This is a genomic window from Clostridium fessum (genome assembly GCF_027698965.1).
Taxonomy (GTDB): domain Bacteria; phylum Bacillota; class Clostridia; order Lachnospirales; family Lachnospiraceae; genus Otoolea; species Otoolea fessa.
The window spans coordinates 117,309-142,781 of record NZ_JAQEQF010000010.1 but is presented as its reverse complement, the minus strand read 5'-3'; the positions used below and the strand labels follow the sequence as shown (position 1 = coordinate 142,781).

Sequence of the window (25,473 nt, the reverse complement as noted above, 5' to 3'; positions counted from 1 at the left end):
GCGGCTTTTAGCTTATAGGGTACTTGGTATGGAGCGTTTACTTTAAACATAAATGACATCGATTTTCTATTTCCCATAGCCAGTATCTTAGCTAGTTTTTTCAGATTCATGCATGCAAAAGTAAGCCCGGCTTTCATTTTCATCCGTGCCTTTCCTATGTACTGAGTATATCGAAAACCATGATGGTCTTTCGCTGTTCCAAAGATTCGTTCTATCGTTTCTTGTCGTTTTTGATAAATCTCTTTGTTTCCCAGTGTATGACGGATATCTTCTCCTTTCTCTATGTATCTTTCCCATACATGTTGTGTTACCAGCTTCACATGATCTTTGCTTTCTGTGCATTTAGATTTCTGAGGACAATTACAGCAAATATATCCACGGCTTTTGTATTCACGATAGCCATCCCGATTTGTTGTGCTATAAGAAAGCACCTGATTTTCAGGGCAAAGATAGCAGTCGTAATACTCGTCATAAACGTATTCATGCTTTCTGAAATAGCCTTCTTTTGTCATCGGGCGCTTATACGGAAACAAAGGTTCAATTCCATCTAATAGCAGCCTTCTGGCAATCGCCGGTGTCCGGTATCCTGCATCTGCAATAATCATAGAAGGATCAAATGACTTTACTTTTTCATACAGTGCCTTAAACGTTCTACTGTCATGCTCATTTCCAGGATGAACGCTATATCCCAAAATCCATCCATGCTGATCACACGCGGTTTCGACTGCATACGCGAAAACATGTTTATGTTCCCCTTTTCGAAACCAGCCACTTTCTGGATCAGTGATACTGCTTTTTTGTGTTTTGACATCGGACGGAATTTCTACTGAAGTCTCTGAGTCTTCTGAACTGGTTTCTCCAGATGTTGGCGGCTGATGCTTATCTTTTTCTTTCAATGGCTTTTTCCCATGAGCCAGACGATCCTGCTCGATTTCCTTTTTTAACTCATCTTCATACCAAAGGGCTTGTTCATGAGCAATCCTTTTTCTCATTTTTTTACTATTAGCACAAGCTTTTACATGTGTTGAATCAACAAATATCTGGCTGGTGTCTACAAGCTTGTACTTCATACATTCTTCGAGAATTCTGGAAAAGATTTGTTCAAAAAGATCCGTATCTTTAAAACGGCGTGTATAGTTTTTTCCAAATGTAGAGAAATGTGGAACCGAATCCATCATATCCAGGCCAAGAAACCAGCGGTAGGCAACATTTACCTCAATCTCTTTCATTGTTTGCCGCATGCTTTTTATTCCATAGAGGTACTGAATAAACGGAATTTTTATGAGCATAACAGGGTCCATACTCGGCCGGCCATTATCAGGGCAGTATTTTTCTTCCACTAAGTCATAAATAAAGTTCCAATCAATGGCTTTATCGATTAACCGTAGCATGTGATTCTGGGGTACCATGTCATCCATGCAGAACATAAGCATCTGTTCTCTTTTTTTATCCGCATTTTTTGTCATCATAAAAAACACCGCCCTTTCTGATATCATTATATCAGAAAAGCGGTTCTAACAATAGCAAAATCCCGCAAAAGCGGGGCTTTGTCTACAGTCTGACGAGACGACCAAAGCCGTCTCGTAAAAGTCTAACTTTGAGGGGGCACCTCAATTCTCTTGACTTCTTTTTTTATTTCCGTTCTTTATATGATTATTTCTCCAGGTTCTCCGGGGTTCTGCACCATGTCAGGAGCATTTCTTTTAAAAATTCCAGTTCCTGCGTGTGGTCTGCCTTGTGATCGTCCGCCCACACAATTCCCTGTGCATAGCGCTCAGCCACTGCCAGCATCGCAATCGCAACGCTTGTAAATAACTGCTGCTCCGGAATATCGGTCCGGATGCTTTTATCGCTCCTCGCCTGCTCATAGAACTTATGATACAGCGCTCCTGCCGGCTTCAAAACATCCAGATGTTCAGCCAGCGCTTCCCCCTTGACTTTCTCCCGGGAGATAAAGTTTTTATAGTTATTACTGAACCGGAGCATTTCCGGTCGTTCCCGGTAAATCCGGATGATCTGGTCCGTATAAAACTCAATGTACTGATACGCCGTAAATGATTCAAATATCTCCGGTCCCTTTTCTTCCAGAATCTCCTTCCAGAGATCGCCCCAGATTTTTCCGCTGATCGCTATCACAAGCTTGACCTTCGTCTGATAATAGTTATATAGGGTCGCAACGCCCACTTCCGCAGCGTCCGCCACCCTCTGTAAACTGACATTCTCGATCCCATATTGCGAAAACAGCCTGAATCCAGCTTCCATCAGCTGTTCTTTCCGGCGCATCGCCTCTTTTTCATCCCGCTCTATATTTCTTGGCATTTCGTCCTCCGCGCCTTTTACTGACGTCTCTTGGATTTTTACAGGTATTCAAACATTTCTTTGGCATCTTCCTTGCGGATGGTCTCCTGTACGCTTGTAACGCGGACCTTCACCGATTTATTGCCGAAGGCAATTTCAATCACATCCCCAACCTTAACCTCCGCGCTGGCTCTTGCCACCTTATCATTCAGCATCACCCGTCCACTGTCACAGGCTTCATTCGCCACGGTTCTTCTCTTGATGATGCGGGATACCTTCAAATACTTGTCTAATCTCATATCTTCCCTTTCCATAACCCTTGCAGGGCATTTTCATCATAGCGGATTTCCCTCAATCCCCATAATATCAAAAGCCCTCCATGATATATCATCACGAAGGGCTGTCTGTCACACATATCTGACTGAGATAATTATGCGTTTACCATATCCTTTAATGCTTTGCCAGCTTTGAACTTCGGAGTTTTGGAAGCTGCGATCGGCATGGTCTCGCCGGTCTTCGGGTTTCTTCCCTCTCTAGCTGCTCTCTCAGCTACCTCAAAAGTACCAAAGCCAACCAGCTGAATCTTTCCGCCCTTAACCAGTTCCTCGGATACTGCATCTGTGAAAGCCTTGATTGCCTTCTCTGCGTCTTTCTTGGAAAGCTCTGCTTTCTCAGCTACAACTGCGATTAATTCTGTCTTGTTCATCGTATATTCCTCCTAGCTTATATCTTTGCACATGAATCCTCTTAGTTTTCTTCGTACATGCCCGCAAATCTTACTTTACATTTATATACATTTCTCCTTGCTTTGTCAAGGTTTTTTGCACTTTTCCTCACATTCCGAACCGACAATCGTTACGACTCGCAAATAGGAATTTTCTAAACTGAAAATTCCGTACGATGCCGTTTAGGCAGCAGATTATTCCGATTTTAAATGCGAAGCATCGCCAAAATCATAGTGTGAAGCACACGCAAGCACTTCACACTGTGATTTTTTGGTGAAAACCCGTGTAGTATCTGTGAAATCCCTTGTGCTTTTATCTCATTTCCGATCATATTTTCTATCGTTTTTGCATGCTTTTCTCCGTCTTTCAGAATATCGTTTTTACAGGCTTTCGTCAACCTTTTCATTACAGTTACACTGTCTTCTTTACTTGCCTGAATCCCATTCTTATGGTAAGATCAAATAATGTATATCCGGCCTATTACGGCAAACATATAGAAAGGCTGAAAATTATTATGAAAAAGCAAAAACTATCTTCCCTTCTGCCTATCGCTGTATTTCTGATCTTTTATCTGGGGCTAGGAATCTGGTCAGAATATATCATGAAGATCCCGATGGGCTTTTACAACATTCCGATTGTTGTCGCATTTATGCTTGCGATCCTGACGGCCTGTTTCCAGAACCGTTCTCTTTCCTTTGACCGGAAACTGGAGCTGATGGGGCAAGGCATCGGAGATAAGAACATCATCACCATGCTTCTCATCTTCCTGACAGCCGGAACCTTTGTCGGTGTCGTAGGACGAAGCAGCGCTGAAAGCGTTGCTTATCTGATGCTGTCTCTTATCCCGGCCCGTTTTTCCGTTGCTGTTCTCTTTGTGGTAGCGTGCTTTGTCTCTACTTCCATGGGAACCTCCGTTGGAACCATCACCCTGATTGTTCCGATTGCCACTGCCGTATCTGAGACCTCTGGTTTCTCTCTGGCCCTTTGCGTCGCATCTGTCATCGGCGGTGCCATGTTTGGAGATAATCTCTCTTTCATCTCCGATACAACCATCGCAGCCTGCAACGGTCAGGGATGCGCTATGAAGGATAAATTCCGTGAGAACTTCGGCATCGCACTTCCGGCTGCCATCGCTTCCCTGGCACTTATCCTGGTCGTTTCCTTCCATCAGGATCCGGGAGCTGCCATCATAAAACCATACAACCTGATTCAGCTGATCCCCTATCTTCTGGTATTAGCAGGCGGCATTGCCGGTATTCAGGTATTTGTCGTTCTGTTAGTCGGAATCGTATCCGGTGCCATCATTATGCTGGGCTCCGGCCAGACTACTCCCTGGGAAATGCTTACCAACATGGGGTCCGGCACTTCCGGCATGTTTGAGACCAGTATGGTTGCCATCTTAGTTGCAGCTATGTGCGCACTGATCCGTGAAAACGGTGGCTTCGATGTTCTTCTTAACGTTATTCATCGCATCTTCCGTGGAAAACGCGGCGGTCAGTTTGGTGTCGGCCTTTTAGTTACCCTGCTGGATATCGCAACTGCCAATAACACAGTAGCTATCGTTATGGCCAACCCTATTGCAAAGGAAATTTCTGAAGATTATGGCATCAGTGCCAGAAAGACAGCCTCCCTTCTGGATACCTTTTCCTGTATCTCCCAGGGAATCCTGCCTTACGGTGCTCAGATGCTGGTAGCATTATCGGCGGTTCATGAGCTGGGCTATGAACTGTCTGCCTTTGAGGTCATGCCGCTTCTGTTCTATCCAAGCATGCTGTTTATCAGTTCTTTAATCTGTATCTTTCTGCTTCCAGAGCGCGGAGACCGTGTCAAAGCAAAAAAATAACAGCGGAACCCTTTCCACTGCACACATAAACGCATTGAGGCATAAAGAAGAGCTGTCCGACTTTCTCGTCATCAGACAGCTCTTTTATGAAATATCTCGAAGTTTCACTATATAACCTCTCTTTCTTAATTTTAACAAAAAAGAGGGCGTGTTCACAATTTATTTACTCATGCGTTTGTCGTGCGCCTTGCTGTGCTTTTTCTGTGAAAAATCATGGAATATCTGTGAACTCCTTTGCGCTTTCGTCTGTTTTTCGATATATCTGTTATATCAAATACAAGTTTTTATCAAATACAGGACTATCAAAAACAGGATCGATGGACAACCGCCCAGGAGTTTTATCTCTCTTTACGTTTTCCATCGATCCCGTCTTCTTTTTTCTCTCACCGCCTGTTTCCAGGCAGATTTATCTCATTTATCTTTTTTTATCCTTCCATCTGACGTCCCAGAAATCCGGCTGCCGTCGCTGCCAGCTTCATCTCCGCCCCTCCAAGCGCCTGCTTTGCCTCCCGGCTGAGGAGAATCACCGCCCCGATGGCATCTCCCTCGCTCAAAATCGGCACAATCACCTCGGCGCTGCTCTCCTCCACCTCATCCGAGGTAATCGGGATAAATGCTTTTTCTCCCCGCGCCGCACAGATATTCTGACGTTCGGAGACTGCCAGCTCCAGCGCCCGGCTGATCGTCTTCTGGTAATATTCCTTCTTTGGTCCCCCGGATACCGCGATGATCTGATCCCGGTCCGCGATGCAGACCATCAGCCCCGTGGACTGCGCCATCGCCTCCGCGTACTGCACGGCAAATGCCGCCAGCTCCACCATCGGTGAATATTTTTTCAATATAATCTCGCCCTCGCGGTCCGTGAATATCTCAAGCGGCGTCCCTTCCCGAAGGCGCAGCGTCCGGCGTATCTCTTTCGGGATGACAACGCGACCCAGATCATCGATTCTTCTCACAATTCCTGTAGCTTTCATGATTCTTCCTCCTGCATACCACGTTTGCCATATCGTGTGTCTTATGGGTAGTATGTGGAAATGCAGGCGGATTATACATCTGAAATGGTTCGTCCCAATTTTAGAACTGAAAATTTTTGCGTTTTTTATTCCTGCCGTTTCTTCGGATTCGGATTGATCGCCACACCGCGGTTGATGTCGCCCTGTAAATTCTTGCCGAACTGGTAATCATTACCCGGAAGAATCACATTGAGCAGAACGCCCGCAATCGCTGCGATCGCAAGACCTGTCAGGGTAACCGAGGTTCCTGCCGCCTCAAAGGTCAGACCGTCGGAGAATCCCAGCCCGCAGACCAGAATTACCGCAGCGATTACCAGGTTCCGGGATTTGGTTAAATCCACCTGGTTTTCGACCACGTTGCGGACACCGATCGCGGAGATCATACCGTATAGCATGAAACTAACGCCGCCGATGATGGCAGACGGCATCGAACCGATGACCTCTGCCATCTTCGGAATAAAGCTCAGAATCACAGCAAAGACAGCTGCAATCCGGATGACCCGCGGGTCATGAACACGGCTTAATTCCAGAACGCCCGTATTTTCACCGTAAGTCGTATTGGCAGGACCTCCAACGAGTGCCGACAGAGATGTTGCGATACCATCGCCGACCAGCGTCCGGTGCAGTCCCGGATCCGCAAGGAAATTTTCTCCGACCGTCGCGGAGATCGCCGACATATCGCCGATATGTTCCATCATCGTCGCAAGCGCGATCGGCGCCATTACCATGACCGCCGTCGGGTCAAATTTGCACAGCTGGAACGGAGGAAGTCCGACCCAGGAAGCCGTCGCTACCTCTGAGAAATTCAGGATCGCACTTCCGTCCGGGTTTGTCATTCCCATCATCTGGAAGACTGCTGCCGCTGCATAGGAGATCACAACGCCCATCAGAATCGGAATGATCTTGAACATTCCCTTGCCCCAGATATTAAAAACGATGATGGTTCCCAGCGCGATCAACGCAATCAGCCAGTTTGTCGATGCGTTGGCGATCGCGGACGGCGCCAGTGAAAGACCGATACAGATAATGATCGGACCTGTCACAACCGGCGGCAGATAGTGCATGACGCGCTCCACGCCTGCCAGCTTGATGATCAGCGCCAGAATCAGGTACAGCGCACCCGCTACCACGATACCGCCGCAGGCATATGGCAATTTCTCACCCATCGTCATATCTGCAAAAATACCGCTGTCCAAGTTTGCCACCGTTGCAAATCCACCGAGGAATGCGAACGAGGAACCGAGGAACGCCGGAACTTTTAACTTAGAGCAGGCATGGAAAAACAGTGTTCCCAGACCCGCGCACATCAGCGTTACCTGAATTGAAAGTCCCTCTCCCTCAAAATAGGTATTGACCAGAATCGGCACCAGGATCGTCGCGCCGAACATCGCGAACATATGCTGCAAACCTAAAAGCAGCATCTTCGGCAGACCCAGTGTTCTGGCGTCTTTAATGACCATGTCGTTTTCATTCATTTTAGATAGATACCTCCAACAATTCCCTTCATTTTATAATGTACATAATTTTCATTTTCCAGAATATCCTTTTTGACTTCATTCGTCAACCTTTCTGCCGCGCTTGCTTCGATTTTCTGTAAACAAAACAAAGGATGTGCCTTTTTGTGTAATGGGGAATTCCAAGGAATTTCCTATTGCACAAAAAAAGAGCTGTCCGACTTTCTCGTCATCAGACAGCTCTTTTATGAAATATCCCGAAGTTTCACTATATAACCTCTCTTCCTTTTATATTTTGTTTTAAATGTGCTATGGACCTCTTCCTTTCATATGAATCTCCTCCTTTGATTACATGTATCTATGTAAACTCTTTTAGAGATTGTATGATGATGGATTCCATCAATACCGATTTTTATCTTTTTATTTATTTGATAAATTCGGTTTTTAAAACCATGATCATGTTTTTTAGTAACTAACTATCCCATTGGACCGTCCTCCTTGTTCCTTATTTCGTCCTAGAAACTATGGTAACCGTTTGTTGGGGTTATCTCTGTTTCTTTTGATGGTTTTATTTTACTAGATAATTTCTGTTTTGTCAAGTATTATTTCTAATTATTTTCCATATTATTCTTTATTTATCTAATTATATTTTTGTAATTGTTGTGTAATTCAGTTTTATTCATTCTGTTTCTAATCATTATTTCACTTTATTGTCATGCTTTCTTATAAAGAAAGTCCCATAAGCAAAGCATGTGCCTTGGCGCATCCCACGGAGCATTTTTTGTCATAGGTCGAAGCCTCCTATGACAAAAAAAGAACCACCCCAAAAGAGTATACAGATACTGCACTACCCCTTCTGGAAATGGTTCTATTTTCTTCTATCTTCCCTAGTGGAACTGGAACACGATTCCGGCCACAGCCGCCACCACGATATAGAGGATCGGGTGCTTTTTCCATTTAACTAAGCCGTACCAGATCGCAAGCGACAGTACGATCGCTTTCCAGTTGATGATGGAAAACAGCTCGGAAAACGCCAGGCTGCCATCCTCGCCGACATGGAGGAACGCTATCTTTGCCACGCCGATACCTGCTGCCGCAATCAGGGCGGTAGATGCCGCGCGAAGTCCATAGAGGGCATTCTGTACGATCGCGGATGCTTTAAATCTATCGAGAATCTTCGAGATGATTATGATGATAATCACGGACGGAAGCACCAGCGAAAGCGGTGCCGCCAGGCCGCCGAGAATCCCCTTGATATGGAAGCCGACGTAGGTCGCCATATTGACTCCCATCGGTCCCGGTGTGGACTCGGAGACAGCGATCATGTTGGAAATATCATTAAAGGTATACCATCCCGTCTCCTTGGAAATATTGTAAAGGAACGGGAGGGTCGCCAGTCCGCCTCCAATCGCAAACAATCCGCAGCAGAAGAAGCGGAAGCATAATTCAAGTATCAGCATCATTTCTTCTCCCCCTTTCCGCCCTTCAGTACAATCCCGATCGCACCCGCCACGACAACAAGAAGCGCCGGGGAAACCGATGTAAACAGTGACAGTACAAACACAACCGCCGCAATCGCGATCGCTCCTTTATCAACCAGCGATTTCTTCGCCAGCTTGACAACCGCACTGCCGATCAGCACACAAACGCAGGCGCGGATGCCTGCAAAGGCGCTGCTCACAGCGCTAAGTTCAATAAAGTTAGAAATAAATGCCGCAATAATCATAATGATGACAAGCGACGGCGCAATGACTCCCAGTGTCGCCGCAATCGCCCCTGGAATTCCCCGATTCTTATAACCGACAAACGTCGCCGTGTTGACCGCGATGATACCCGGTGTACACTGACCAATCGCGTAGTAATCCATCAATTCTTCATCCGTCGCCCAATGGCGTCCATTGACTACCTCTTTCTGCAGCATCGGCAGCATCGCATATCCGCCGCCGAAGGTAAACCCTCCGATTCTGGCAAACGTCAGAAACATATCCAGCAGTTCTTTCATTTCTGCCCACTCCCTTCCATATTATCCCTACACTTTTATTTCTCTGGAATTTCCAGTATATACCTGCTTATGTATCATACCAGAATTCAAGGAGCCTGAAAAATACCATTCGGATATAGAATATATATCGAAAAAATATAGTTTGCCTGTTATTCTATCGGATTTTGTTATATAATATATCTGCCGTATACACAGTTTTACAACGAATCCGAACAGGAAGGAGCATTTATGGAACTTCGCCAGTTATCCTACTTCACCACCATCGTCAACGAGGGAAATATTTCCCAGGCAGCCAAAAAACTGAATATCTCACAACCGCCGCTCAGCCACCAGATGAAGCTTCTGGAGGCAGAACTGGGTGTGACGCTGTTTGAGCGCGGTTCCCGCCGCATCCGACTGACACCTGCTGGAAAGACGTTCTATGACCGGGCGCTTGCGATCCTCGATCTGAGCCAGGCTGCCCGCACGGAGCTGACTGCACAGAAACAGGAGATTCAGGGCGTTGTGCGCCTTGGCATCATCTCCTCCGCCGTCGAATTTGTGACCCGGCATTATCTTGCCCCATTCCGGCGATCCTATCCCAAAGCCCTGTTTGAACTCCATGAGTCCAATTCCTACCACCTGCTCGATCTGCTTCACTCCAACCAGATCGACCTCGCCGTGATCCGGACGCCATTTGCCAAAGCCGGGCTGGAGATGCATACACTGCCGCCGGAGGCATTTCTGGCGATCGGGCGCGAAATGATTTGGAGCCATTACAAGGAATGCCCGAATGCCCTTCTGACTGATATTCCTGCTTCCGAACCACAAAAAAGCCATACACCCGCGTCTCTCCCTCTCTCCGCCCTCACCCGCGCGCCGCTCATCCTTTACCGCCGCTGGCAGCCGCTGATTCTGGGATATTTTGAGGAACAGGCACTGGAACCGAACATCGTCTGCATTGCCGACGATGCCAGAACCGCCCTTTTATGGGCGTCCGAAGGGCTGGGCATCGCGCTCGCGCCTGAATCTGCCCTCTGTTTAAATTCCGATCCTGCCCTGATCCGCCGGATCATCACCCAGCCGCAGATCCATTCAAGTATCTGTCTGGTCAAACGGAAAGAACGGAGTTTATCGCTGGTGGGGGATGCGTTTTTCCAAAGTTTCCATGCCACCGCTATTTCATAAATATGAATTTTATCCTATAAATTCAATTGACTTTACACTTTTTTCATTGGCATATTTACACAAAATCCGATATAATAAAATCAGGATACTTATTTACCATGAATTTCAGGAAGGGGGCAGAAGACGGTGCGCTTCTGCATGGACATATATGAGCGAAAATTTAACCAAACGAAAACAGCAGGCGCTGGAAACGCGGAAACGCATCCTGACCTGTGCGCTTGATCTCTTTGAAACAAAGGGATTTGAGGATGTCACCATCCAGGATATTGCGGATGCGGCTCAGACCTCGGTCGGCTCCATCTACCGCTATTTTAAAAATAAAGAAGAGATGGCGGCGCAGAATGCGGAACCGTTGGACGATCTCTACGTCAACTTCTATGAGCAGCTGAGTACCCATGCAAAATACAGGGATCTGTCCGCCATGGACAAGCTTGCCCGCTTTTATTTCTTCGTCCAGAAAGCCGTTTCCAGCTACAGCAACCTGCGGAGCCTCTATATCTACAACCTCCGGAATCAGCAGGAGGAATCCACCCTGACGGATGGAAGCCGTGCTCTCTACCAGATTTATCATTCCCTGTTTGAAGCCTGCCAGAAGGAAGATTCCATCCGGGCAGATTTAGACGAATATGATTTCTATGATCTGATGCTCCAGTCGAGCCGCGGAATGCTTCTGGACTGGCTGCTGCGGCGCAGACAGTTTGATATCGACACCCAGGCATTAAAATGGTGGGAAATCATCTTTTCATATATTAGAAAACCGATTTAATTTCGTGAAATTTCTTTTTAGATACCGGAATGGAACTGTTGGGCATTCATCACAATTCCATTCCGGTGTTTTGTCTATAAACTATCGTTCAGACTTCTGTATATCCTGTATTCTGTCTATATTAATTCATATATTACATTTTCTTTCAACTATTTCTGTTATAATAAATGAAATTAGCAAATTATCAGATTAATTATTGACTTTTGCTCTGAACCTGTGGTATTTTTTTAGTGAACATATTCAGTGAGTGCATTCATCTAAAAATTGTTTTACAAAATTGAACACACAGGAGGTAGGTACATGTCGGATAAATGGATTAAAATTCTATGCGGAAAATTATATACCGGACTGGAAGCTCGTTTTCTTGAACACGCAGAAATTCTGGTCCACGGCCAATACATTGAAGAAGTCGGCAGCAACCTCCCATGTCCGGAGGGAACTGAAATCTTGGATTTAAGCCACCTGACCGTGACTCCCGGCATGATCGACGCTCATATGCACCCGGAATTTTTCAACTGGCGCGATGTCTACAGCGATACCATCTACAACTCCGACGGTTACCGCACACTCGCCACCTATTGCACCGCCGAACGTGCCCTGCACGGCGGTTTCACAACTATCCGCTCAATGGGATGGTTCCGGGAATCCTATGAACTCGACGTCAAACGGGCAATCAACGAGGGATATCTCCCTGGCGCCCGCCTGGTTGTTGCCCCGCATCTTCTCGGTACAACCGGAAGCCATGCGGACATGACGCAGACCGTCCGGAGCAACCCGGTTCTCTGCGATTTCATGGAACACCAGTATTCCGGGCTTGGAAATGGACCGGATTTCTTCACGGCAGCGGTCCGGCGGGAGAAAAAGCTCGGCGCCGATTTTATCAAAATCATGGCAACCGGCGGATTTGCCACTCCGTATGATGATCCGGACGACATCCAGTTAAATGATGCGGAATTTAAAGCGATTTTCGATACCGCCAGAGAACTCCGGATTCCGGTCACGGCTCACGCCTACGGACCGCGCCTCATGAAAAAACTGATAGGCTTCGGTATCACGGGAATCGAGCACGGCTCCCTCATGGATGAAGAATCCGCCGAAATGTTTGAACAGACCGGAACCTATCTGGTTCCTACCTTCAGCCCGTTCCATGAAGCGATTTATCCGGATCCGAAAAAAATGGCACAGAAGTCCCCGGAATTTCAGCGCAAGCTGGGAATTTATCAGGAACAAATGCAGAAAGGTCGGAAAATCATCGTGGACAGCCACATCAAGCTGGGCTACGGCACCGATTTCGTCGCTGCCTACCAGAATTATGAAAGCGGCATGGAATTCCGCTGCATGATGGAGAGCGGCATGGATGCTTTCCGTATCTTACAGGCTGCCACGAAAAATAACGCAGAAATCTGTGAAATTGACTCCATCACCGGCACTATCGAAAAAGGCAAATACGCCGATATCGCCGGATGGAAGCGGAATCTTCTCACCGACAAGGATGCCTTGCGCGACTGCTCCTTTGTCATGAAAGAGGGCACCGTCTATGAAGCGAAAAGTTATCTGAATGTAGAATAAATAAAACGCATTCTGAACCATTACAGCAAGGAGGAAATGACTATGACATTTATGGAACTTAAAACTGCCCCTCACCTGTTGATTTTCGTTATTGTTTATTTTGGTGTTATGATTGGAATCGGCGCCTGGGCATCAAAAAAAATAAAAAGCAGTGAAGACTATGCACTCGCCGGTCGAAGCTTAGGTCCGTTCGTCTTAATGGGAACACTGCTCGCGACTTCCGTCGGAAGCGGAACCATCACCGGCGGCGGCAACTCGCTCGCTTACAACTACGGCTACTGGGCTGGTATCCAGTGGGTTATCCCGTTCATCGTTTTCTGTATCATCTATATGTGTGTATACAAGCAGATTCGAAAGAGCAATTGTTTTACCGTACCGCAGATTCTCCAGCAGAAATACGGCGCTGAGACCCGGATCCTAGGTTCTGTCATCAACCTCTTCGGTATGGCTGGTATCATTGCTTCACAGTACAAAGGATTTGGATACGTTTTAAATATTACAACCGGTATTGATCCGAAAACCTCTACCGTGATCGCAACTATTATCATTATTATCCTCTCTGTTACCGGCGGTCTTTTCTCCGTTGCATGGACAGATGCAGTCAGCGCATTCCTAATCGTTGCCTGTTGTATCGTCGGTGTTCCGTTTGTCCTCAAAGCCGGAGGCGGCTGGGAGTCCATCACCGCCACCGCAGCTGCAATCGACCCGAATAAGCTTTCCTTCTTCGGCGGACGCAACATCATCATCTGGATCGGTTCTTTCCTGCCGCTTATCCTTCTTGAGACCGGCGACCAGAACTTCTATACCCGTCTGACCGCTGCCAAGACTGATAAGACAGCCAGAAACGCCATCATCGGATGGGGCGTTATGGCGCTCATCGTTATGCCGTGCGTCGGCATCATCGCCTTCACCGGAAGCGTTTTATTTGGTACCAACATTGACGCAGGTATGTCCTTCCTGTCTACCACGACGATTATTCCGGCATTCATCGGCGGCATGCTGTTAGCAGCTTCCACCGCATTCATCATCACAACCGGTACTTCTTACCTGCTGACCTGTGGAACCAGTGTTACGTATGACTTCTACAAACAGTATATCAATAAAACTCCGGACGACTCCCAGACACTCTGGGTAAACCGGATCGGTACTGCTTTAATCGGTATCATCGCCCTGATTATTTTAAACTTCTTCCCGACAATTCTGGCGCTTCAGAACTGGTCCTACACCATGATCGGCGCCAGCATCACACCAGCAGTCCTCGGCTCCATGTTCTCTAAGAAAGTAACCCGTCCGGCTGGCTTCCTGTCCATGCTTTGCGGCGCGATTGCAACACTTACCTGGGAACTCCTCGGATGCCCGGGCGGATATCAGAGTGCTCTGATTGCAGCTCCTATCTCTATCCTGGTACTCGTTATCGTATCTGCCTGCACACAGAAAACACTGGCAGGCGAAGCTGCATAAATAATACTCATTGTGTTTAACCGGCAGTCCCGGCGCGACTGCAATTTTTCACCGCGTTTGGAACTGCCGTTTCCATTAAGAAAGAAGGGATTTCATGGCTTTTTATCTGAAAAATGCACACGTGCTGGATGTAGAAAAAGGAACCTTTTTCTCAGCTGATGTTAAAATTGAAAACAAAAAAATCGTTTCACTGGACGAAAAAGCCCCGGACGGAGCGGACGCGGTCGACTGTACCGGCAAATATCTGACTCCTGGCGTCATGGACGCCCATGTCCACCTTGTCTGGGATGGTACTTCCCCGGATCCGATGGGGGATACCATCAAAGACGGCAACTATGTCTGCTTTGCAAAGGGTGTCCGCGGCGCAATGGATTCCCTGAAAGCGGGTGTTACCACCGTCCGAGATGTCGGCTCCCACGATGACGCCTCCATTCCGCTGGCAAGCGCGATCAACCGTGGAATTATCCAGGGCGCCAATATTCTCCCTGCCGGAAGCGCCATCCAGGGTTCCTACGGACACTGCCCGATGATTGGTTTTATCGCAAATACGGAGGCACAGCTGATCGATCGCATCAAGCGCTTAAAGGGCTATGATATCGAAATGTCAATCCCGCCGATCCACTGGGCAAAAATCATGGCGAGCGGCGGAGCTGCCGGTCTGGAAGATGTCGGTCCGTGTATGTATTCGCCGAAAGAACTGGAAACACTGGTGTATGAGGCGCACCGCCTGAATATGAAGGTAGCCGCCCATGCGCTCTCCTATGACGCCATCTCCAAATGCGTGGACGCTGGCATCGATACGATCGAGCACGGCGCTGAAATGACCGAAGAAATCCTTCTAAAAATGAAGGAACAGGGACAGTGCTGGGTACCGACGGTAGCCGTTTACAAGAGTCTTGTAGAGAGCGAGGGCATCATCGCTGATGTGATTGTAGAAAAAGCAAAGGTAGTCGCTGAAAACCAGCGGAAATCCTTTAAAAAGGCAATGGAAATCGGTGTGAAAATCATTCTCGGAAGTGACGCCGGCTCTGCCAACTTTGGTCCGCACCCGTCCGCCTACCTGGAAATGTTTACCATGCACGAATACGGCATGCCAAACGCAGATGTCATCCGGTGTGCGACCATCGCAGCTGCCAACGAACTCGGCATCGGCACACAGCGCGGCTCGATCGAGGCTGGCAAACTGGCGGATATCCTGATTCTGGATGCTAACCCGCTCGATGACCTGCACGCGTTTACCGACCATCTGTGCAGTGTCTACAAAGAGGGTGTTCTTATTTGACATTTATCCAATTTCTATAGCGGATAACTGCGTGCGTATTTCGTTCCCCCTAATACGCGCGCAGTTTTTTCATTTTAGCGAAAAATCGCCTCGTTTATTTATCGTATATTGAATATTTTTTTCATATATTACCGCATTCCGTTTAATTTTTCCAGTAAATTACTTTCAATATCGTTTTTTAATATAAATTACACAAAATTTTTAATATATAACACAAATGGCAGATTTTTCAGTTGACATATCGAAAAACCGCACGTATAATTGGCATCAATTCAGGAAAAGCAGAATAAACATAACAGAAAATAATTGCAAGGGCGCATCTCTTTTACGATGAATGCGTCCTTGTTTTTATTTATATGGCAACTGATCACGTGCCGGCTTACCGCGGGCACAGCTGAAAAAGAGGAGGAACCATTATGAAAAAAAGGTGATAACAGCAACGGCAATGATGGCTTTAGCAGCTATGGCAATGGCAGGATGCGGACAGTCTTCTGCTCCGGCAGAAACAACCGCAGCTGCTACCGATGCCCCAGCGGAAGATACGACCGCTTCCTCCGATGAAACGAAAGAAACCAGCGCTGGCGCCAAGGACGCGCTGAAAGGCGTAAAGCTTAAATTCGGTACCACCGCACTGTTCGCGCCGTTTACTTACTACGACACAGACGGAACCACATTGATTGGGTTTGATATCGATATGATGAACGCCCTGAAAGATTATCTGGGATTTGAGCTGGACGGTGATATCCAGGTTATGGATTATTCCGCACTGACTGCCTCCCTGGCAGAGGGAAAGCTGGATATAGGCATGGCTGCCCTGTGTGCAACCGACCAGAGAAAAGAGGTCATGAACTTCTCCAAGACATATTATGACGCAGGCCAGGTTGTCATGGTCAATACCGAAAGCAGTCCGAAAGAGATTACCGGCGAAGAAGCACTCCGAAGCGGTGACTACAAGGTAGCAGTTGAAAAAGGAACTGCCTCCCACATGTACGCACAGGCAAATTTCCCAGAATCCTGCATCGGGGTACACGATACCATCACTCCTGTTATGAATCCCTGGAACAGGGTAAGGTAGATGCCTGCTTACAGGATCTCGCCGGGCAGGAGGACAGCATGAATATCAAGTTATTCAGCAAAGAACGCTACAAAACCGGCAAGCTCCTCCTGGAGCCGGCGGTTGTATAGATATAGCATAAACGCAAAAATCGGCAGTAAACGAACCAATTTTCGTTTACTGCCGATGCTTTTACGCCTCTTTCGTCCCTTTATTCTTTCGATCCAGAATAACCAGAACCACAATCAGCGCTGCGAATCCCACGCCGGTTCCCACCCAGCCATTGGCGGTAATTCCGGCCGCCAGATAACCGAGGAAACAGCACGCCGCTACGCACAGCACATACGGGATCTGGGTCGATACGTGGTTGATGTGGTGGCACTGGGCGCCAGCCGACGCAAGGATGGTCGTATCCGAGATCGGGGAAACATGGTCGCCGCAGACCGCACCTGCCAGAATCGAAGCCGTCACGATTGTAAGGCTGTTCATATTTTCAGCGCCAACCACCGCAAATGCAATCGGAAGCAGAATACCGAAGGTACCCCAGGACGTACCAGTCGAGAACGCCAGCCCCGCCGCGATGACGAACATCAGGGCCGGCATCAGGGAGCCGACCAGCGCATTGCCGCCCACTACCTCTTTGACATAGCCGCCGATGTTTAAGTAATCCGCACTGCAGATACCAGACAGAGTCCAGGCAAGGCACAGAATCATGATCGCCGGGATCATCGCCTTGACGCCGATCGTGAAGGATTCACAGAACTCATTGAACCGGATGACACGGCGGATCATGTAAAATACAAAGATAAACACCAGGGTGAAGAAGGAACCAAGCACCAGGCTCAGTGCCGAATCACAGTTGGCGAACGCCTCAACCAGACCAACGCCGTCCAGGATGCCACCTGTATACAACATACCGCTGACGCAGAACGCAATCAGAACCAGGATCGGAAGAATCAGATCGATAACCTTTCCGTTGCCGGAGATCTCCATCGCCTCCGCCTCGACCGTCGTCTCTTTTCCGGTCTTTTTCACCTGTTCTTCATAGCGTTTCATCGCCGCGAAATCAAAATCGCCTGCTACCAAAAAGAGCATGAAGCAGATCGTGAGAAGCGCATACAGATTAAACGGAATCGTGTGAAGGAACAGACTGAAGCCGTCCACTCCGCTGTCCTCCGGAAGCGAAGAACCGACCGCTGCCGCCCAGCTTGAGATCGGCGCGATGATACAGATCGGCGCCGCCGTCGCATCGATGATGTAGGCTAACTTCGCACGTGTGATCTTGTGCTTGTCCGTCACCGGACGCATAACCGTGCCGACGGTCAGGCAGTTAAAATAGTCATCCACGAAAATCAGCATTCCGAGGAACATGGTTGCAAACAGCGCGCCCTTCTTCGTGCGGATCGCGTGGGACGCCCACTCACCATAAGCCTTCGACGCACCAGACTTTGTGATCAGTGCTACCACGATGCCGAGAAATGCCAGGAAAAGCAGAATGTTGACATTGCCCCCGATCTTCTCGCCCATGATCGCGATCATTGTTTCCACCGCATGAAGCGGATTTGGACCCGTAAATAAAAACGCGCCCGACATAATACCTATCAGCAGAGACAGGTACACCTCTTTCGTAATCAATGCAAGCGCAATGGCTACGATAGGCGGTATTAAAGAAAAAATCGTACCGCTCATAATTACCCCCTTATGGATTATCTGTACACATTCGGGCAAATTCCGCCCGTTTTTGAGCATACTGTATCTACATAATAAATGCCCCCGGGCACTTTGTCCAGCGTCCGGGGACATTTTTTCATATTTTCTCTCTTTTTACTTTCTTTTCCTGCTTTTTATTCTGCTTTCTCCAGCTCTGCCAGTTCCAGAGCTGTCGCCTCGTATTTGGCAAGAATGACATTCTGAATCATGTCTCTGGTTCCCGAATTAATCGGGTGGGCAATATCCCGGTATTCTCCATCCGCAGCCTTACGGCTCGGCATAGCAATAAAAAGTCCTTTCTCTCCCTCAATAACCTTGATATCATGAACCACAAATTCATTGTCAAGTGTGATGGATACGATGGCTTTCATCTTACCTTCCTTCTCTATCCGCCGCACTCTTACGTCTGTAATCTGCATACCCATTTACCCCTTCCGTCTGTTCTTTGATGTACCCTATAATGTAAACCGCTCGTTCTTCTCAATGACAATCTTTACATCTTCCGGTGTACCGATATGCGTCGTGTTGGCGCGGATCGTATCACGGCTCTCTACAATACAATTCTCAATCACTGTATTGTCCCCGATGTAAACATCATTTAAAATAACAGAATTCCGGATGATACAGTTATTGCCTACATATACCTTCTTAAACAGAACCGAGTTCTCCACCGTACCATTTAAGATACAGCCGCTGGATACCAGGCTGTTCTTGACATTTGCACCCGGATTGTATTTTGCCGGCGGAAGATCATCTACCTTGGAGTAGATCTCCGGGTATTCCTTGAAGAAATAGTGGCGTACATCCGGTTTTAGGAAATCCATGTTCGTCTTGTAGTACGAATCAACCGAAGCGATGTTGCTCCAGTAAGTTCCTAACTTATACGCGTAAATGCGTTTGAGGTTCTTATATCTGACTAAAATATCGGTAACAAAATCATACCGATCCTCTGCTGCACAGCGCTCCAGAAGTTCGATGAGCTGACGGCGGCGGATTACATAGATACCGCAGGAGATCATGCTGGAGGTCGCCAGCATCGGTTTTTCCTCAAAATCTGTGATACGTCCGTCATCATTTAACTTCACCAGACCGAAGCGGGTAACGTCCTCCTCCGGAGGCATCTCCTTGCATACTACGGTAATATCCGCTTTCTTTTCAATATGATACTCCAGTACCTTGCCGTAATCCAATTTATAGACACAGTCGCCGCCTGCAATGACCACATACGGCTCATGACTTTTCTTTAAGAAATCGAGGTTCTGATACAGCGCATCTGCGGTACCGCGGTACCAGTCGCTGCTCTCTGCCGTGATCGTCGGTGTGAATACATACATGCCGCCCTGCTTACGTCCGAAATCCCACCACTTGGAAGAACTCAAGTGCTCATTCAGGGAACGGGAGTTGTACTGCGTCAGTACCGCCACACTCTGGATGTGGGAATTGCTCATATTGCTCAGAGCAAAATCGACACTGCGGTAGCTGCCTGCGATAGGCATCGCTGCGATGGCTCTCTTATTGGATAATTCTCTCATTCTCTTGCTGTTGCCGCCAGCTAAAACAATCCCGATCGCTCTCATTGTATTCCACCTGCCTTTATGATATAATCGCCGCTCTCCAGCTCGCCGCCGTGATAATCGTCTGCCGTCGTCACACCGGAAATCGCTGTGTTCCGTCCTATCTTCACTCCATCCGGTATCACGGAGCGCTCTCCGATCGTTACCAGATCGAACTGATATACCTTCTTGTCGTACTTGCTCTCGGCATATTCTCCGACGCCGACCTCGGCATTCTCACCGATGGTAACGTCCTCCGCCACGATCGCCTTATCCACAACCGTGCCAGCGCCGATCGTCGTGCCCTTCATGATGATCGAATCACGGATCACCGCACCTTCTCCGATCGTAACGCCTGCTCCGATGACCGAGTTAATGACTTCGCCGTATACCTCGGTGCCCTCGCCGATGATACTGCGCTCTATCTTGGACTGCTCCGATATAAATTGTGGGGGAATAATATCGCTCTTCGTGTAAATCTTCCAGTATTCTTCATACAGGTTGAACTCCGGAATGATGTCGATCAGTTCCATGTTTGCCTCCCAGTAGGAGCCAAGGGTTCCGACATCTTTCCAGTAGCCGTTGTACTCGTATGCGAAGATACGTTTTCCAGCTGCATGGCAATACGGGATAATGTGCTTTCCAAAATCACATCCAGGCTCGTCCGAGAGCTTGATGAGCGCTTCCTTGAGCACCTTCCAGCTGAATATGTAAATACCCATGGAAGCTAAATTGCTGCGCGGATTCGCCGGTTTCTCCTCAAACTCCGTAATGCGGTTGTTGTCATCGGTTATAACGATACCGAAACGGCTTGCCTCCTCCATCGGAACCTGCATCGCCGCGATCGTCACATCCGCATTGTTTGCTTTGTGGTATTCCAGCATTACCTCGTAGTCCATCTTGTAGATGTGGTCGCCGGACAAAATCAGCACATACTCTGGATTGTACGTTTCCATGTATTCCAGATTCTGGTAGATCGCGTTCGCCGTACCGGTGTACCAATCGCTTCCTTTGCTCCGCTCATACGGCGGAAGTACCGTCACACCACCTACGTTGCGGTCCAGATCCCACGGAATACCGATTCCAATATGTGCATTCAGCCGCAGCGGCTGATACTGGGTCAGAACGCCTACCGTGTCCACTCCCGAATTGATACAGTTACTTAACGGAAAATCGATGATTCGATACTTTCCTCCGAAAGAAACCGCAGGTTTTGCTACTTTTTGAGTTAAGACACCCAGACGACTGCCCTGTCCGCCTGCCAACAGCATAGCTATCATTTCCTTTTTAATCACGATATCACCCCTCGATGCTCACATATAATGTGTATTTTAAACCTGTTTTTATTATAACATACTTCACGAAAATAGTGAACAAATTTTTAATAGAATTTGTCCCAATTTTGTACATTTTCCGACATTTTTCGTTCCTTTTACATAATATTTTCGTAATTCCGGGATGTGGAATCTAAGAGCGAACCTCCCGTGAACTGAAAAAAAGCCCTGAATCTGAGACACTTTTGACTCAAAAGCATTTCCGATTCAAGGCTTTTTTACTGTATATTCTTTCTCAATTCTTCCAGACTCATCGAATCTGCAATCCGCGGCAGCTCCTCCTGTAAGATATGGACAAAGTCTTGTATATACATCGGATGCATCGCATTCCGGTGGCTGACCAGCTCAATCTTTAACTCCCGTCCCAGGTTCCGGATCGGGAACATATAGAGTTCATCCTCCGGTTTACAGGTCTGATTGTGACGGTACGCGGCTGCCAGCAGCATTTTCGGGCACAGCGCCGCACAGATGCCGGACGCGCAGAGCAGAATCTGCGTCTCACTATCACTGATGTTATAGATGACATTAAGCTTTACATTATAACTGTCCAGATATTCCTGAATCGCATGGTTGACTTTTCCGGTCTTGAAACTCTGCGTAAACGGAATGTTGGAAAACCGTTTCAGATCAATCCCATCCTCCATCTGCCGGATCTCCTGCTTGCTAAATTCCCGCCTCAAAAGCTTGGCGGAGATAACCAGGATGATCTCATCCGTCGTCAGGGTCTGGATTTTATAATCCGGATGCGGTGACGTATTGACCCCGATAAATAAATCTACCTGTCCGTTCAACAGGCGTTCCTCCAGGATCTGTGTGTCCTCCTCCGTAAAGGATATATTTACCTTCGGGTAACACTGGTAATATCGCGGCAGCACACGGGGCAGTATGATCGGCGCGCGGGATGTACTGATTCCCAAGGTAAAACCGCCCACCGTCCCCTCCGCTATCCCCGCCAGACTCCGGCTCATACTCGTCTCCATAATCTGGATATTTAACAGGTTATGAAGCATGATCTCGCCAGCCTGCGTCAGACGGAATTTGGGACGCCGCTCAAACAACACGACATTATACTCTTTTTCCAGCCTCTTTATATGATCGCTGGCGCACTGCTGTGTAATATGAAGCTCATTTGCAGCTTTTGTAATACTCATTTCTCTGGCTACCACCAAAAAAACTTCGAATCCTATTTTCATTGTTTCCTCCGCCAGTTCTCAGTTCTATCTATTTTCTTATTCTAACCAAAAGGAGCCGTAAAAAAACAGCGCATTGACCTTTCAAGTCTCTTCTGCTGTCTTTTCACAGCCCCTTTTTCTTACGTATTTTTCTAATACTTAGTATCCGTACCCCATTAGTCTCGGAAGCCATGTGATGATTCCCGGTACATATGCAAATACAAACAGAAGCAATATTTCCGTCAAAAGGAACGGAAGCGCTCCCTTTACAATCTGTTTAAAATTCAAGCCTGAAATCGAAACCGCCGTAAACAGATTATATCCAAACGGAGGTGTTACGAATCCAACTACCAGGCAAATACAGAACAGCATACCGATGTGGAGTTCATTACATCCGAGTGCAATTCCAACCGGAATTAAAATTGGTGCCAGAATCAGAGTTGCCGCTACATTATCCATCAGACAGCCTACAATTAAGAGCACTACAACTAGTACGAAGAGATAAAGTGCCTGGCTGCCACCTACGAAGCTGATAAATGCATTGGAAATCACGATTCCGATCTGGGATTTCGATACAACCCAGGAGAACAGGGACGCCGCCGCGATGATGAAATTGACCATTGTCGATGTTTTCAGGGAATTGATCAGGATCTTCGGTAAATCTTTTACTTTCAGTTCTTTCAATGCAAAACCCAGAATCAGCGCATAAACAATGCCGACCGCTGCGGATTCGGTTGGTGTAAAGATACCGCCATAAATACCGCCTAGAATCAGAACCGGAAGTCCCAGAGCGCCCAGCGCTTTCCAGAACAATTTCATGGATTCTTTAAAATCAAACTTCATCGTCTTCGCATGTTTCAGAACCTCCGGATTCCTGTATGCGAATACGACATTGACTAACGATAACGCCAGTGCGATAACAAGTCCCGGGACAACCCCTGCCATAAACATTGCCGGAATTGAAAGATTCATTGTAACTCCATAAATAATCATGGGAATACTCGGAGGAATGATTGGTCCCAATGCACCTGCCGATGCAACTAACCCCGCGCTCGTTTCTCTGGAATAACCTGCCTTCAGCATGGAAGGAAGCATAATTGAACCAATCGCTGCTACCGTCGCCGGACCAGAGCCCGTCAGCGCTGCAAAGATCGCACAACTGAATACGGTTACAATTCCAAGTCCGCCCGGAAGCCAGCCTAAAATACTCTTCGCCCAATCGGTCAGACGTTTGGAAATACCACCGAAATCCATCAGGTTTCCTACCAAGATAAACAGTGGGACTGCAAGCAGTGTGAAGGAGTTAAGACCGTAAATCAGCCGCTGTGCGACTACCAGCATACTTCCTCCCGTTGTCGCCAGATATGCCATTCCGGCAGAAAGGATTGCAAATGCAACCGGAATGCCTAAAAGCATCAGACCAAATAATACTACTAATACAAGTGTCATAATACCGGTTTATCCTCCTTTCTCTCTGTCGCTGATACGATCATCGCAATCGCTACAAATGCCTGGAACATCAGAAGGATTCCGCCGACTGCCACGGAGGAATTGATACACCACATCGGGACAGAAAGCGCGGTGCTCAAGTTGGTTCTGGAGCTGTACGCAAGCTTTAAGCCTGCGTACAGCATTACGGTTCCATCAAAAAAGATAACTAATTCAATGATAATATCGACAATTTTTCGAAGCGTTCCATGCATCAGATCCAGGATTGCTGTTACTGTAGCATGTCCGCTTCCCTCAATCAACAAGGAAGCGCCCAGCATATGCATCCAGATAAAACAGTACCGGGCAAGTTCTTCGCTCCATGACAGTGAATTATTCAGAATGAAGCGGAAAAACACCTGTGCCACACAGGCAACAATCAGGACAATAAAGATCACCATTCCTATGTAACTGACGCACTTATTAATTATGTCTGAAACCTGCTCTAATTTTTTCATGCTGTCAAACCCTCTTTCTGCAATCACCCCTCCGTGCCGGTCAGGGATTTAATCTGATCCACCCACTCAGAACCGATGTAGGATTCCATCTCGTCATAGCACGGCTGTACGGCACTCTGGAATGCCTCTGTATCTACATCCTCAGAAGATACGATCGTCATGCCCTGAGACGTCAGATCCGACTCCATCTTTTCAGCGGTTGCATCGTTATTTTCACGTGTTTCTTTGGCTGCTTCCTGTGCTGCTTCTTTTAAAATCGCCTGATCTTCCTCAGATAAGGACTCATATACGCTGGTAGAAATACATACCGGAAGTGGAGAATAGAACAGGTTTACATTATCAATGTATTTGCAGATATCCGGGAAACCGTTGGTATATAATACGCTTAACGGTGCATCACAGCCATCTACGGTACCCTGCTGCAGAGCGGTTAAAAGCTCGCCCCATGCCATCGGGGTTGCATTTACACCCAGTGCCTTATAAGCAGACAGGTAAATCTTTGTCTCCATGCAGCGGATCTTCAGTCCATTCAAATCGGACGGTGCTTTGATTTCTTTGTCCTTTGTACATAACTGACGGAATCCGCCCTCAGAAAATGCAAGACATGTAACGCCTGTTCCGTCCATATTGTCGATCAGGGACTGACCGAAATCGCCGTCTACGATCTCACGTGCCTGTGCCAAATCGCTAAAAATGAACGGAAGATCCAATGCACCGTTTGCCGGTACATAAGAAGAAACATATGCATTCGTCATGACTGCCATGTCGCATGTTCCGGTCTGCATGCCTTCCCACATCTCCGGCTCGGAACCAAGCTGACTGCTCGCATACAGGTTGACCGCAATTCTGCCCTCGGATTTTTCTTCCACGATCTCTTTGAATTTGGTTGCTGTAAAGTGATACGGATCATCTGCGTTTGCTGCGGTCGTATAACCGATGCTGAGTGTTGTCTCGGCATTCGGGTTAGCGGTGTTCTCGACTGCCGCCTGTGTTCCTGCCGCCGCTGCCTGTGTGGTACCACCTGCCTGTCCGCCGCCGCACGCTGTCATGCTGAGCGCTGTCACTGCTGCTAATGCCCCTGCCAATACTCTGTCTTTCCTCATAATGTAAAATCCTCCTTCTAA

General features: G+C 47.6%; 23 protein-coding genes. 7 read left to right on the top strand and 16 right to left on the bottom strand.

Going from position 1 to position 25,473, the window contains the following annotated elements; genetic code table 11:
• The 4 genes from PG862_RS12720 to PG862_RS12705 form a co-directional block, all read right to left on the bottom strand.
• Positions 1 to 1,469, bottom strand: a 1,469-nt coding sequence (locus PG862_RS12720) for an IS1182 family transposase (protein ID WP_270707630.1), incomplete at its 3' end; no start/stop codon positions are given.
• 184 nt (positions 1,470 to 1,653) lie between these two features.
• The gene (locus tag PG862_RS12715; RefSeq protein ID WP_107001694.1) at positions 1,654 to 2,319 is read right to left on the bottom strand and encodes a TetR/AcrR family transcriptional regulator; all 666 of its coding nucleotides are present in this window, start codon (positions 2,317 to 2,319) and stop codon (positions 1,654 to 1,656) included.
• Between the two features lie 38 nt (positions 2,320 to 2,357).
• The gene (locus PG862_RS12710; protein WP_022360641.1) at positions 2,358 to 2,597 is read right to left on the bottom strand and encodes an RNA-binding S4 domain-containing protein; all 240 of its coding nucleotides are present in this window, start codon (positions 2,595 to 2,597) and stop codon (positions 2,358 to 2,360) included.
• A gap of 131 nt (positions 2,598 to 2,728) precedes the next feature.
• The gene (locus tag PG862_RS12705; protein WP_022360642.1) at positions 2,729 to 3,004 is read right to left on the bottom strand and encodes an HU family DNA-binding protein; all 276 of its coding nucleotides are present in this window, start codon (positions 3,002 to 3,004) and stop codon (positions 2,729 to 2,731) included.
• A gap of 533 nt (positions 3,005 to 3,537) precedes the next feature.
• Here PG862_RS12705 and PG862_RS12700 point away from each other — a divergent pair.
• Entirely contained in the window at positions 3,538 to 4,866 is a 1,329-nt protein-coding gene (locus tag PG862_RS12700; protein WP_117796660.1) for a Na+/H+ antiporter NhaC family protein, read from the top strand.
• Between the two features lie 425 nt (positions 4,867 to 5,291).
• Here the strand turns inward: PG862_RS12700 and spoVT are convergent, their stop codons facing one another.
• The 4 genes from spoVT to PG862_RS12680 form a co-directional block, all read right to left on the bottom strand.
• Entirely contained in the window at positions 5,292 to 5,840 is a 549-nt protein-coding gene (gene spoVT / locus PG862_RS12695) for a stage V sporulation protein T (protein WP_107001695.1), read from the bottom strand.
• Positions 5,841 to 5,965: 125 nt separating this feature from the next.
• Positions 5,966 to 7,354 (bottom strand): uracil-xanthine permease family protein, encoded by a 1,389-nt coding sequence (locus PG862_RS12690; protein ID WP_118523026.1) that lies wholly within the window; start codon positions 7,352 to 7,354, stop codon positions 5,966 to 5,968.
• An 866-nt stretch (positions 7,355 to 8,220) separates the two neighbouring features.
• Positions 8,221 to 8,796, bottom strand: coding sequence for a chromate transporter (locus tag PG862_RS12685; protein WP_270707626.1), 576 nt, complete (start codon positions 8,794 to 8,796; stop codon positions 8,221 to 8,223).
• Positions 8,793 to 9,335, bottom strand: coding sequence for a chromate transporter (locus tag PG862_RS12680; protein ID WP_117796658.1), 543 nt, complete (start codon positions 9,333 to 9,335; stop codon positions 8,793 to 8,795). The genes PG862_RS12685 and PG862_RS12680 overlap by 4 nt, the downstream gene beginning before the upstream one ends.
• Positions 9,336 to 9,563: 228 nt before the next feature.
• On the opposite strand from PG862_RS12680, the gene PG862_RS12675 reads away from it, so the two are divergent.
• The 6 genes from PG862_RS12675 to PG862_RS12650 all read left to right on the top strand — a co-directional run bounded on the left by PG862_RS12675 (position 9,564) and on the right by PG862_RS12650 (position 16,655).
• Entirely contained in the window at positions 9,564 to 10,502 is a 939-nt protein-coding gene (locus PG862_RS12675; protein ID WP_118673248.1) for a LysR family transcriptional regulator, read from the top strand.
• A 148-nt stretch (positions 10,503 to 10,650) separates the two neighbouring features.
• The gene (locus PG862_RS12670) at positions 10,651 to 11,268 is read left to right on the top strand and encodes a TetR/AcrR family transcriptional regulator (protein WP_182426683.1); all 618 of its coding nucleotides are present in this window, start codon (positions 10,651 to 10,653) and stop codon (positions 11,266 to 11,268) included.
• A gap of 300 nt (positions 11,269 to 11,568) precedes the next feature.
• On the top strand, positions 11,569 to 12,837 hold the full coding sequence (locus tag PG862_RS12665) for an amidohydrolase family protein (RefSeq protein ID WP_270707624.1): 1,269 nt from the start codon (positions 11,569 to 11,571) through the stop codon (positions 12,835 to 12,837).
• 42 nt (positions 12,838 to 12,879) lie between these two features.
• The gene (locus PG862_RS12660) at positions 12,880 to 14,298 is read left to right on the top strand and encodes a sodium:solute symporter family protein (protein WP_182429154.1); all 1,419 of its coding nucleotides are present in this window, start codon (positions 12,880 to 12,882) and stop codon (positions 14,296 to 14,298) included.
• Between the two features lie 94 nt (positions 14,299 to 14,392).
• Positions 14,393 to 15,580 carry an amidohydrolase family protein gene (locus tag PG862_RS12655; protein WP_118469430.1) on the top strand — a complete coding sequence of 396 codons (1,188 nt, stop codon included), beginning with the start codon at positions 14,393 to 14,395 and terminating at the stop codon, positions 15,578 to 15,580.
• Positions 15,581 to 16,025: 445 nt separating this feature from the next.
• On the top strand, positions 16,026 to 16,655 hold the full coding sequence (locus PG862_RS12650) for a transporter substrate-binding domain-containing protein (RefSeq protein WP_243022839.1): 630 nt from the start codon (positions 16,026 to 16,028) through the stop codon (positions 16,653 to 16,655).
• Positions 16,656 to 16,826: 171 nt separating this feature from the next.
• Here the strand turns inward: PG862_RS12650 and PG862_RS12645 are convergent, their stop codons facing one another.
• The 8 genes from PG862_RS12645 to PG862_RS12610 form a co-directional block, all read right to left on the bottom strand.
• Entirely contained in the window at positions 16,827 to 18,323 is a 1,497-nt protein-coding gene (locus PG862_RS12645; protein ID WP_118466986.1) for a Na+/H+ antiporter NhaC family protein, read from the bottom strand.
• 155 nt (positions 18,324 to 18,478) lie between these two features.
• Complete coding sequence (gene spoVG, locus PG862_RS12640; protein ID WP_118467740.1) at positions 18,479 to 18,763, bottom strand: septation regulator SpoVG; 285 nt, start codon at positions 18,761 to 18,763, stop codon at positions 18,479 to 18,481.
• A gap of 36 nt (positions 18,764 to 18,799) precedes the next feature.
• Positions 18,800 to 19,921: a glucose-1-phosphate adenylyltransferase subunit GlgD gene (glgD, locus tag PG862_RS12635; protein ID WP_022359575.1), complete on the bottom strand. Its 1,122-nt coding sequence runs from the start codon at positions 19,919 to 19,921 to the stop codon at positions 18,800 to 18,802.
• A complete protein-coding gene (locus PG862_RS12630) occupies positions 19,918 to 21,192 on the bottom strand; it encodes a glucose-1-phosphate adenylyltransferase (RefSeq protein ID WP_118473001.1) in 1,275 nt (424 codons plus the stop codon). The genes glgD and PG862_RS12630 overlap by 4 nt, the downstream gene beginning before the upstream one ends.
• Before the next feature lie 257 nt (positions 21,193 to 21,449).
• Positions 21,450 to 22,424: a LysR family transcriptional regulator gene (locus PG862_RS12625; protein ID WP_107001701.1), complete on the bottom strand. Its 975-nt coding sequence runs from the start codon at positions 22,422 to 22,424 to the stop codon at positions 21,450 to 21,452.
• Positions 22,425 to 22,562: 138 nt separating this feature from the next.
• Positions 22,563 to 23,852, bottom strand: a complete 1,290-nt coding sequence (locus PG862_RS12620; RefSeq protein ID WP_207722853.1) for a TRAP transporter large permease — start codon at positions 23,850 to 23,852, stop codon at positions 22,563 to 22,565.
• Positions 23,849 to 24,349 carry a TRAP transporter small permease gene (locus PG862_RS12615; protein WP_107001703.1) on the bottom strand — a complete coding sequence of 167 codons (501 nt, stop codon included), beginning with the start codon at positions 24,347 to 24,349 and terminating at the stop codon, positions 23,849 to 23,851. The genes PG862_RS12620 and PG862_RS12615 overlap by 4 nt, the downstream gene beginning before the upstream one ends.
• Positions 24,350 to 24,372: 23 nt before the next feature.
• A complete protein-coding gene (locus PG862_RS12610; protein ID WP_118524023.1) occupies positions 24,373 to 25,452 on the bottom strand; it encodes a TRAP transporter substrate-binding protein in 1,080 nt (359 codons plus the stop codon).
• Positions 25,453 to 25,473: the final 21 nt, after the last annotated feature.

Bases quoted from the DNA above. Each gene is read 5' to 3' on its own strand.
- PG862_RS12715 (WP_107001694.1), bottom strand. From the start codon at position 2,319: ATGCCAAGAAATATAGAGCGGGATGAAAAAGAGGCGATGCGCCGGAAA.
- PG862_RS12710 (WP_022360641.1), bottom strand. From the start codon at position 2,597: ATGAGATTAGACAAGTATTTGAAGGTATCCCGCATCATCAAGAGAAGA.
- PG862_RS12705 (WP_022360642.1), bottom strand. From the start codon at position 3,004: ATGAACAAGACAGAATTAATCGCAGTTGTAGCTGAGAAAGCAGAGCTT.
- PG862_RS12700 (WP_117796660.1), top strand. From the start codon at position 3,538: ATGAAAAAGCAAAAACTATCTTCCCTTCTGCCTATCGCTGTATTTCTG.
- spoVT (WP_107001695.1), bottom strand. From the start codon at position 5,840: ATGAAAGCTACAGGAATTGTGAGAAGAATCGATGATCTGGGTCGCGTT.
- PG862_RS12690 (WP_118523026.1), bottom strand. From the start codon at position 7,354: ATGAATGAAAACGACATGGTCATTAAAGACGCCAGAACACTGGGTCTG.
- PG862_RS12685 (WP_270707626.1), bottom strand. From the start codon at position 8,796: ATGATGCTGATACTTGAATTATGCTTCCGCTTCTTCTGCTGCGGATTG.
- PG862_RS12680 (WP_117796658.1), bottom strand. From the start codon at position 9,335: ATGAAAGAACTGCTGGATATGTTTCTGACGTTTGCCAGAATCGGAGGG.
- PG862_RS12675 (WP_118673248.1), top strand. From the start codon at position 9,564: ATGGAACTTCGCCAGTTATCCTACTTCACCACCATCGTCAACGAGGGA.
- PG862_RS12670 (WP_182426683.1), top strand. From the start codon at position 10,651: ATGAGCGAAAATTTAACCAAACGAAAACAGCAGGCGCTGGAAACGCGG.
- PG862_RS12665 (WP_270707624.1), top strand. From the start codon at position 11,569: ATGTCGGATAAATGGATTAAAATTCTATGCGGAAAATTATATACCGGA.
- PG862_RS12660 (WP_182429154.1), top strand. From the start codon at position 12,880: ATGACATTTATGGAACTTAAAACTGCCCCTCACCTGTTGATTTTCGTT.
- PG862_RS12655 (WP_118469430.1), top strand. From the start codon at position 14,393: ATGGCTTTTTATCTGAAAAATGCACACGTGCTGGATGTAGAAAAAGGA.
- PG862_RS12650 (WP_243022839.1), top strand. From the start codon at position 16,026: ATGATGGCTTTAGCAGCTATGGCAATGGCAGGATGCGGACAGTCTTCT.
- PG862_RS12645 (WP_118466986.1), bottom strand. From the start codon at position 18,323: ATGAGCGGTACGATTTTTTCTTTAATACCGCCTATCGTAGCCATTGCG.
- spoVG (WP_118467740.1), bottom strand. From the start codon at position 18,763: ATGCAGATTACAGACGTAAGAGTGCGGCGGATAGAGAAGGAAGGTAAG.
- glgD (WP_022359575.1), bottom strand. From the start codon at position 19,921: ATGAGAGCGATCGGGATTGTTTTAGCTGGCGGCAACAGCAAGAGAATG.
- PG862_RS12625 (WP_107001701.1), bottom strand. From the start codon at position 22,424: ATGAAAATAGGATTCGAAGTTTTTTTGGTGGTAGCCAGAGAAATGAGT.
- PG862_RS12620 (WP_207722853.1), bottom strand. From the start codon at position 23,852: ATGACACTTGTATTAGTAGTATTATTTGGTCTGATGCTTTTAGGCATT.
- PG862_RS12615 (WP_107001703.1), bottom strand. From the start codon at position 24,349: ATGAAAAAATTAGAGCAGGTTTCAGACATAATTAATAAGTGCGTCAGT.
- PG862_RS12610 (WP_118524023.1), bottom strand. From the start codon at position 25,452: ATGAGGAAAGACAGAGTATTGGCAGGGGCATTAGCAGCAGTGACAGCG.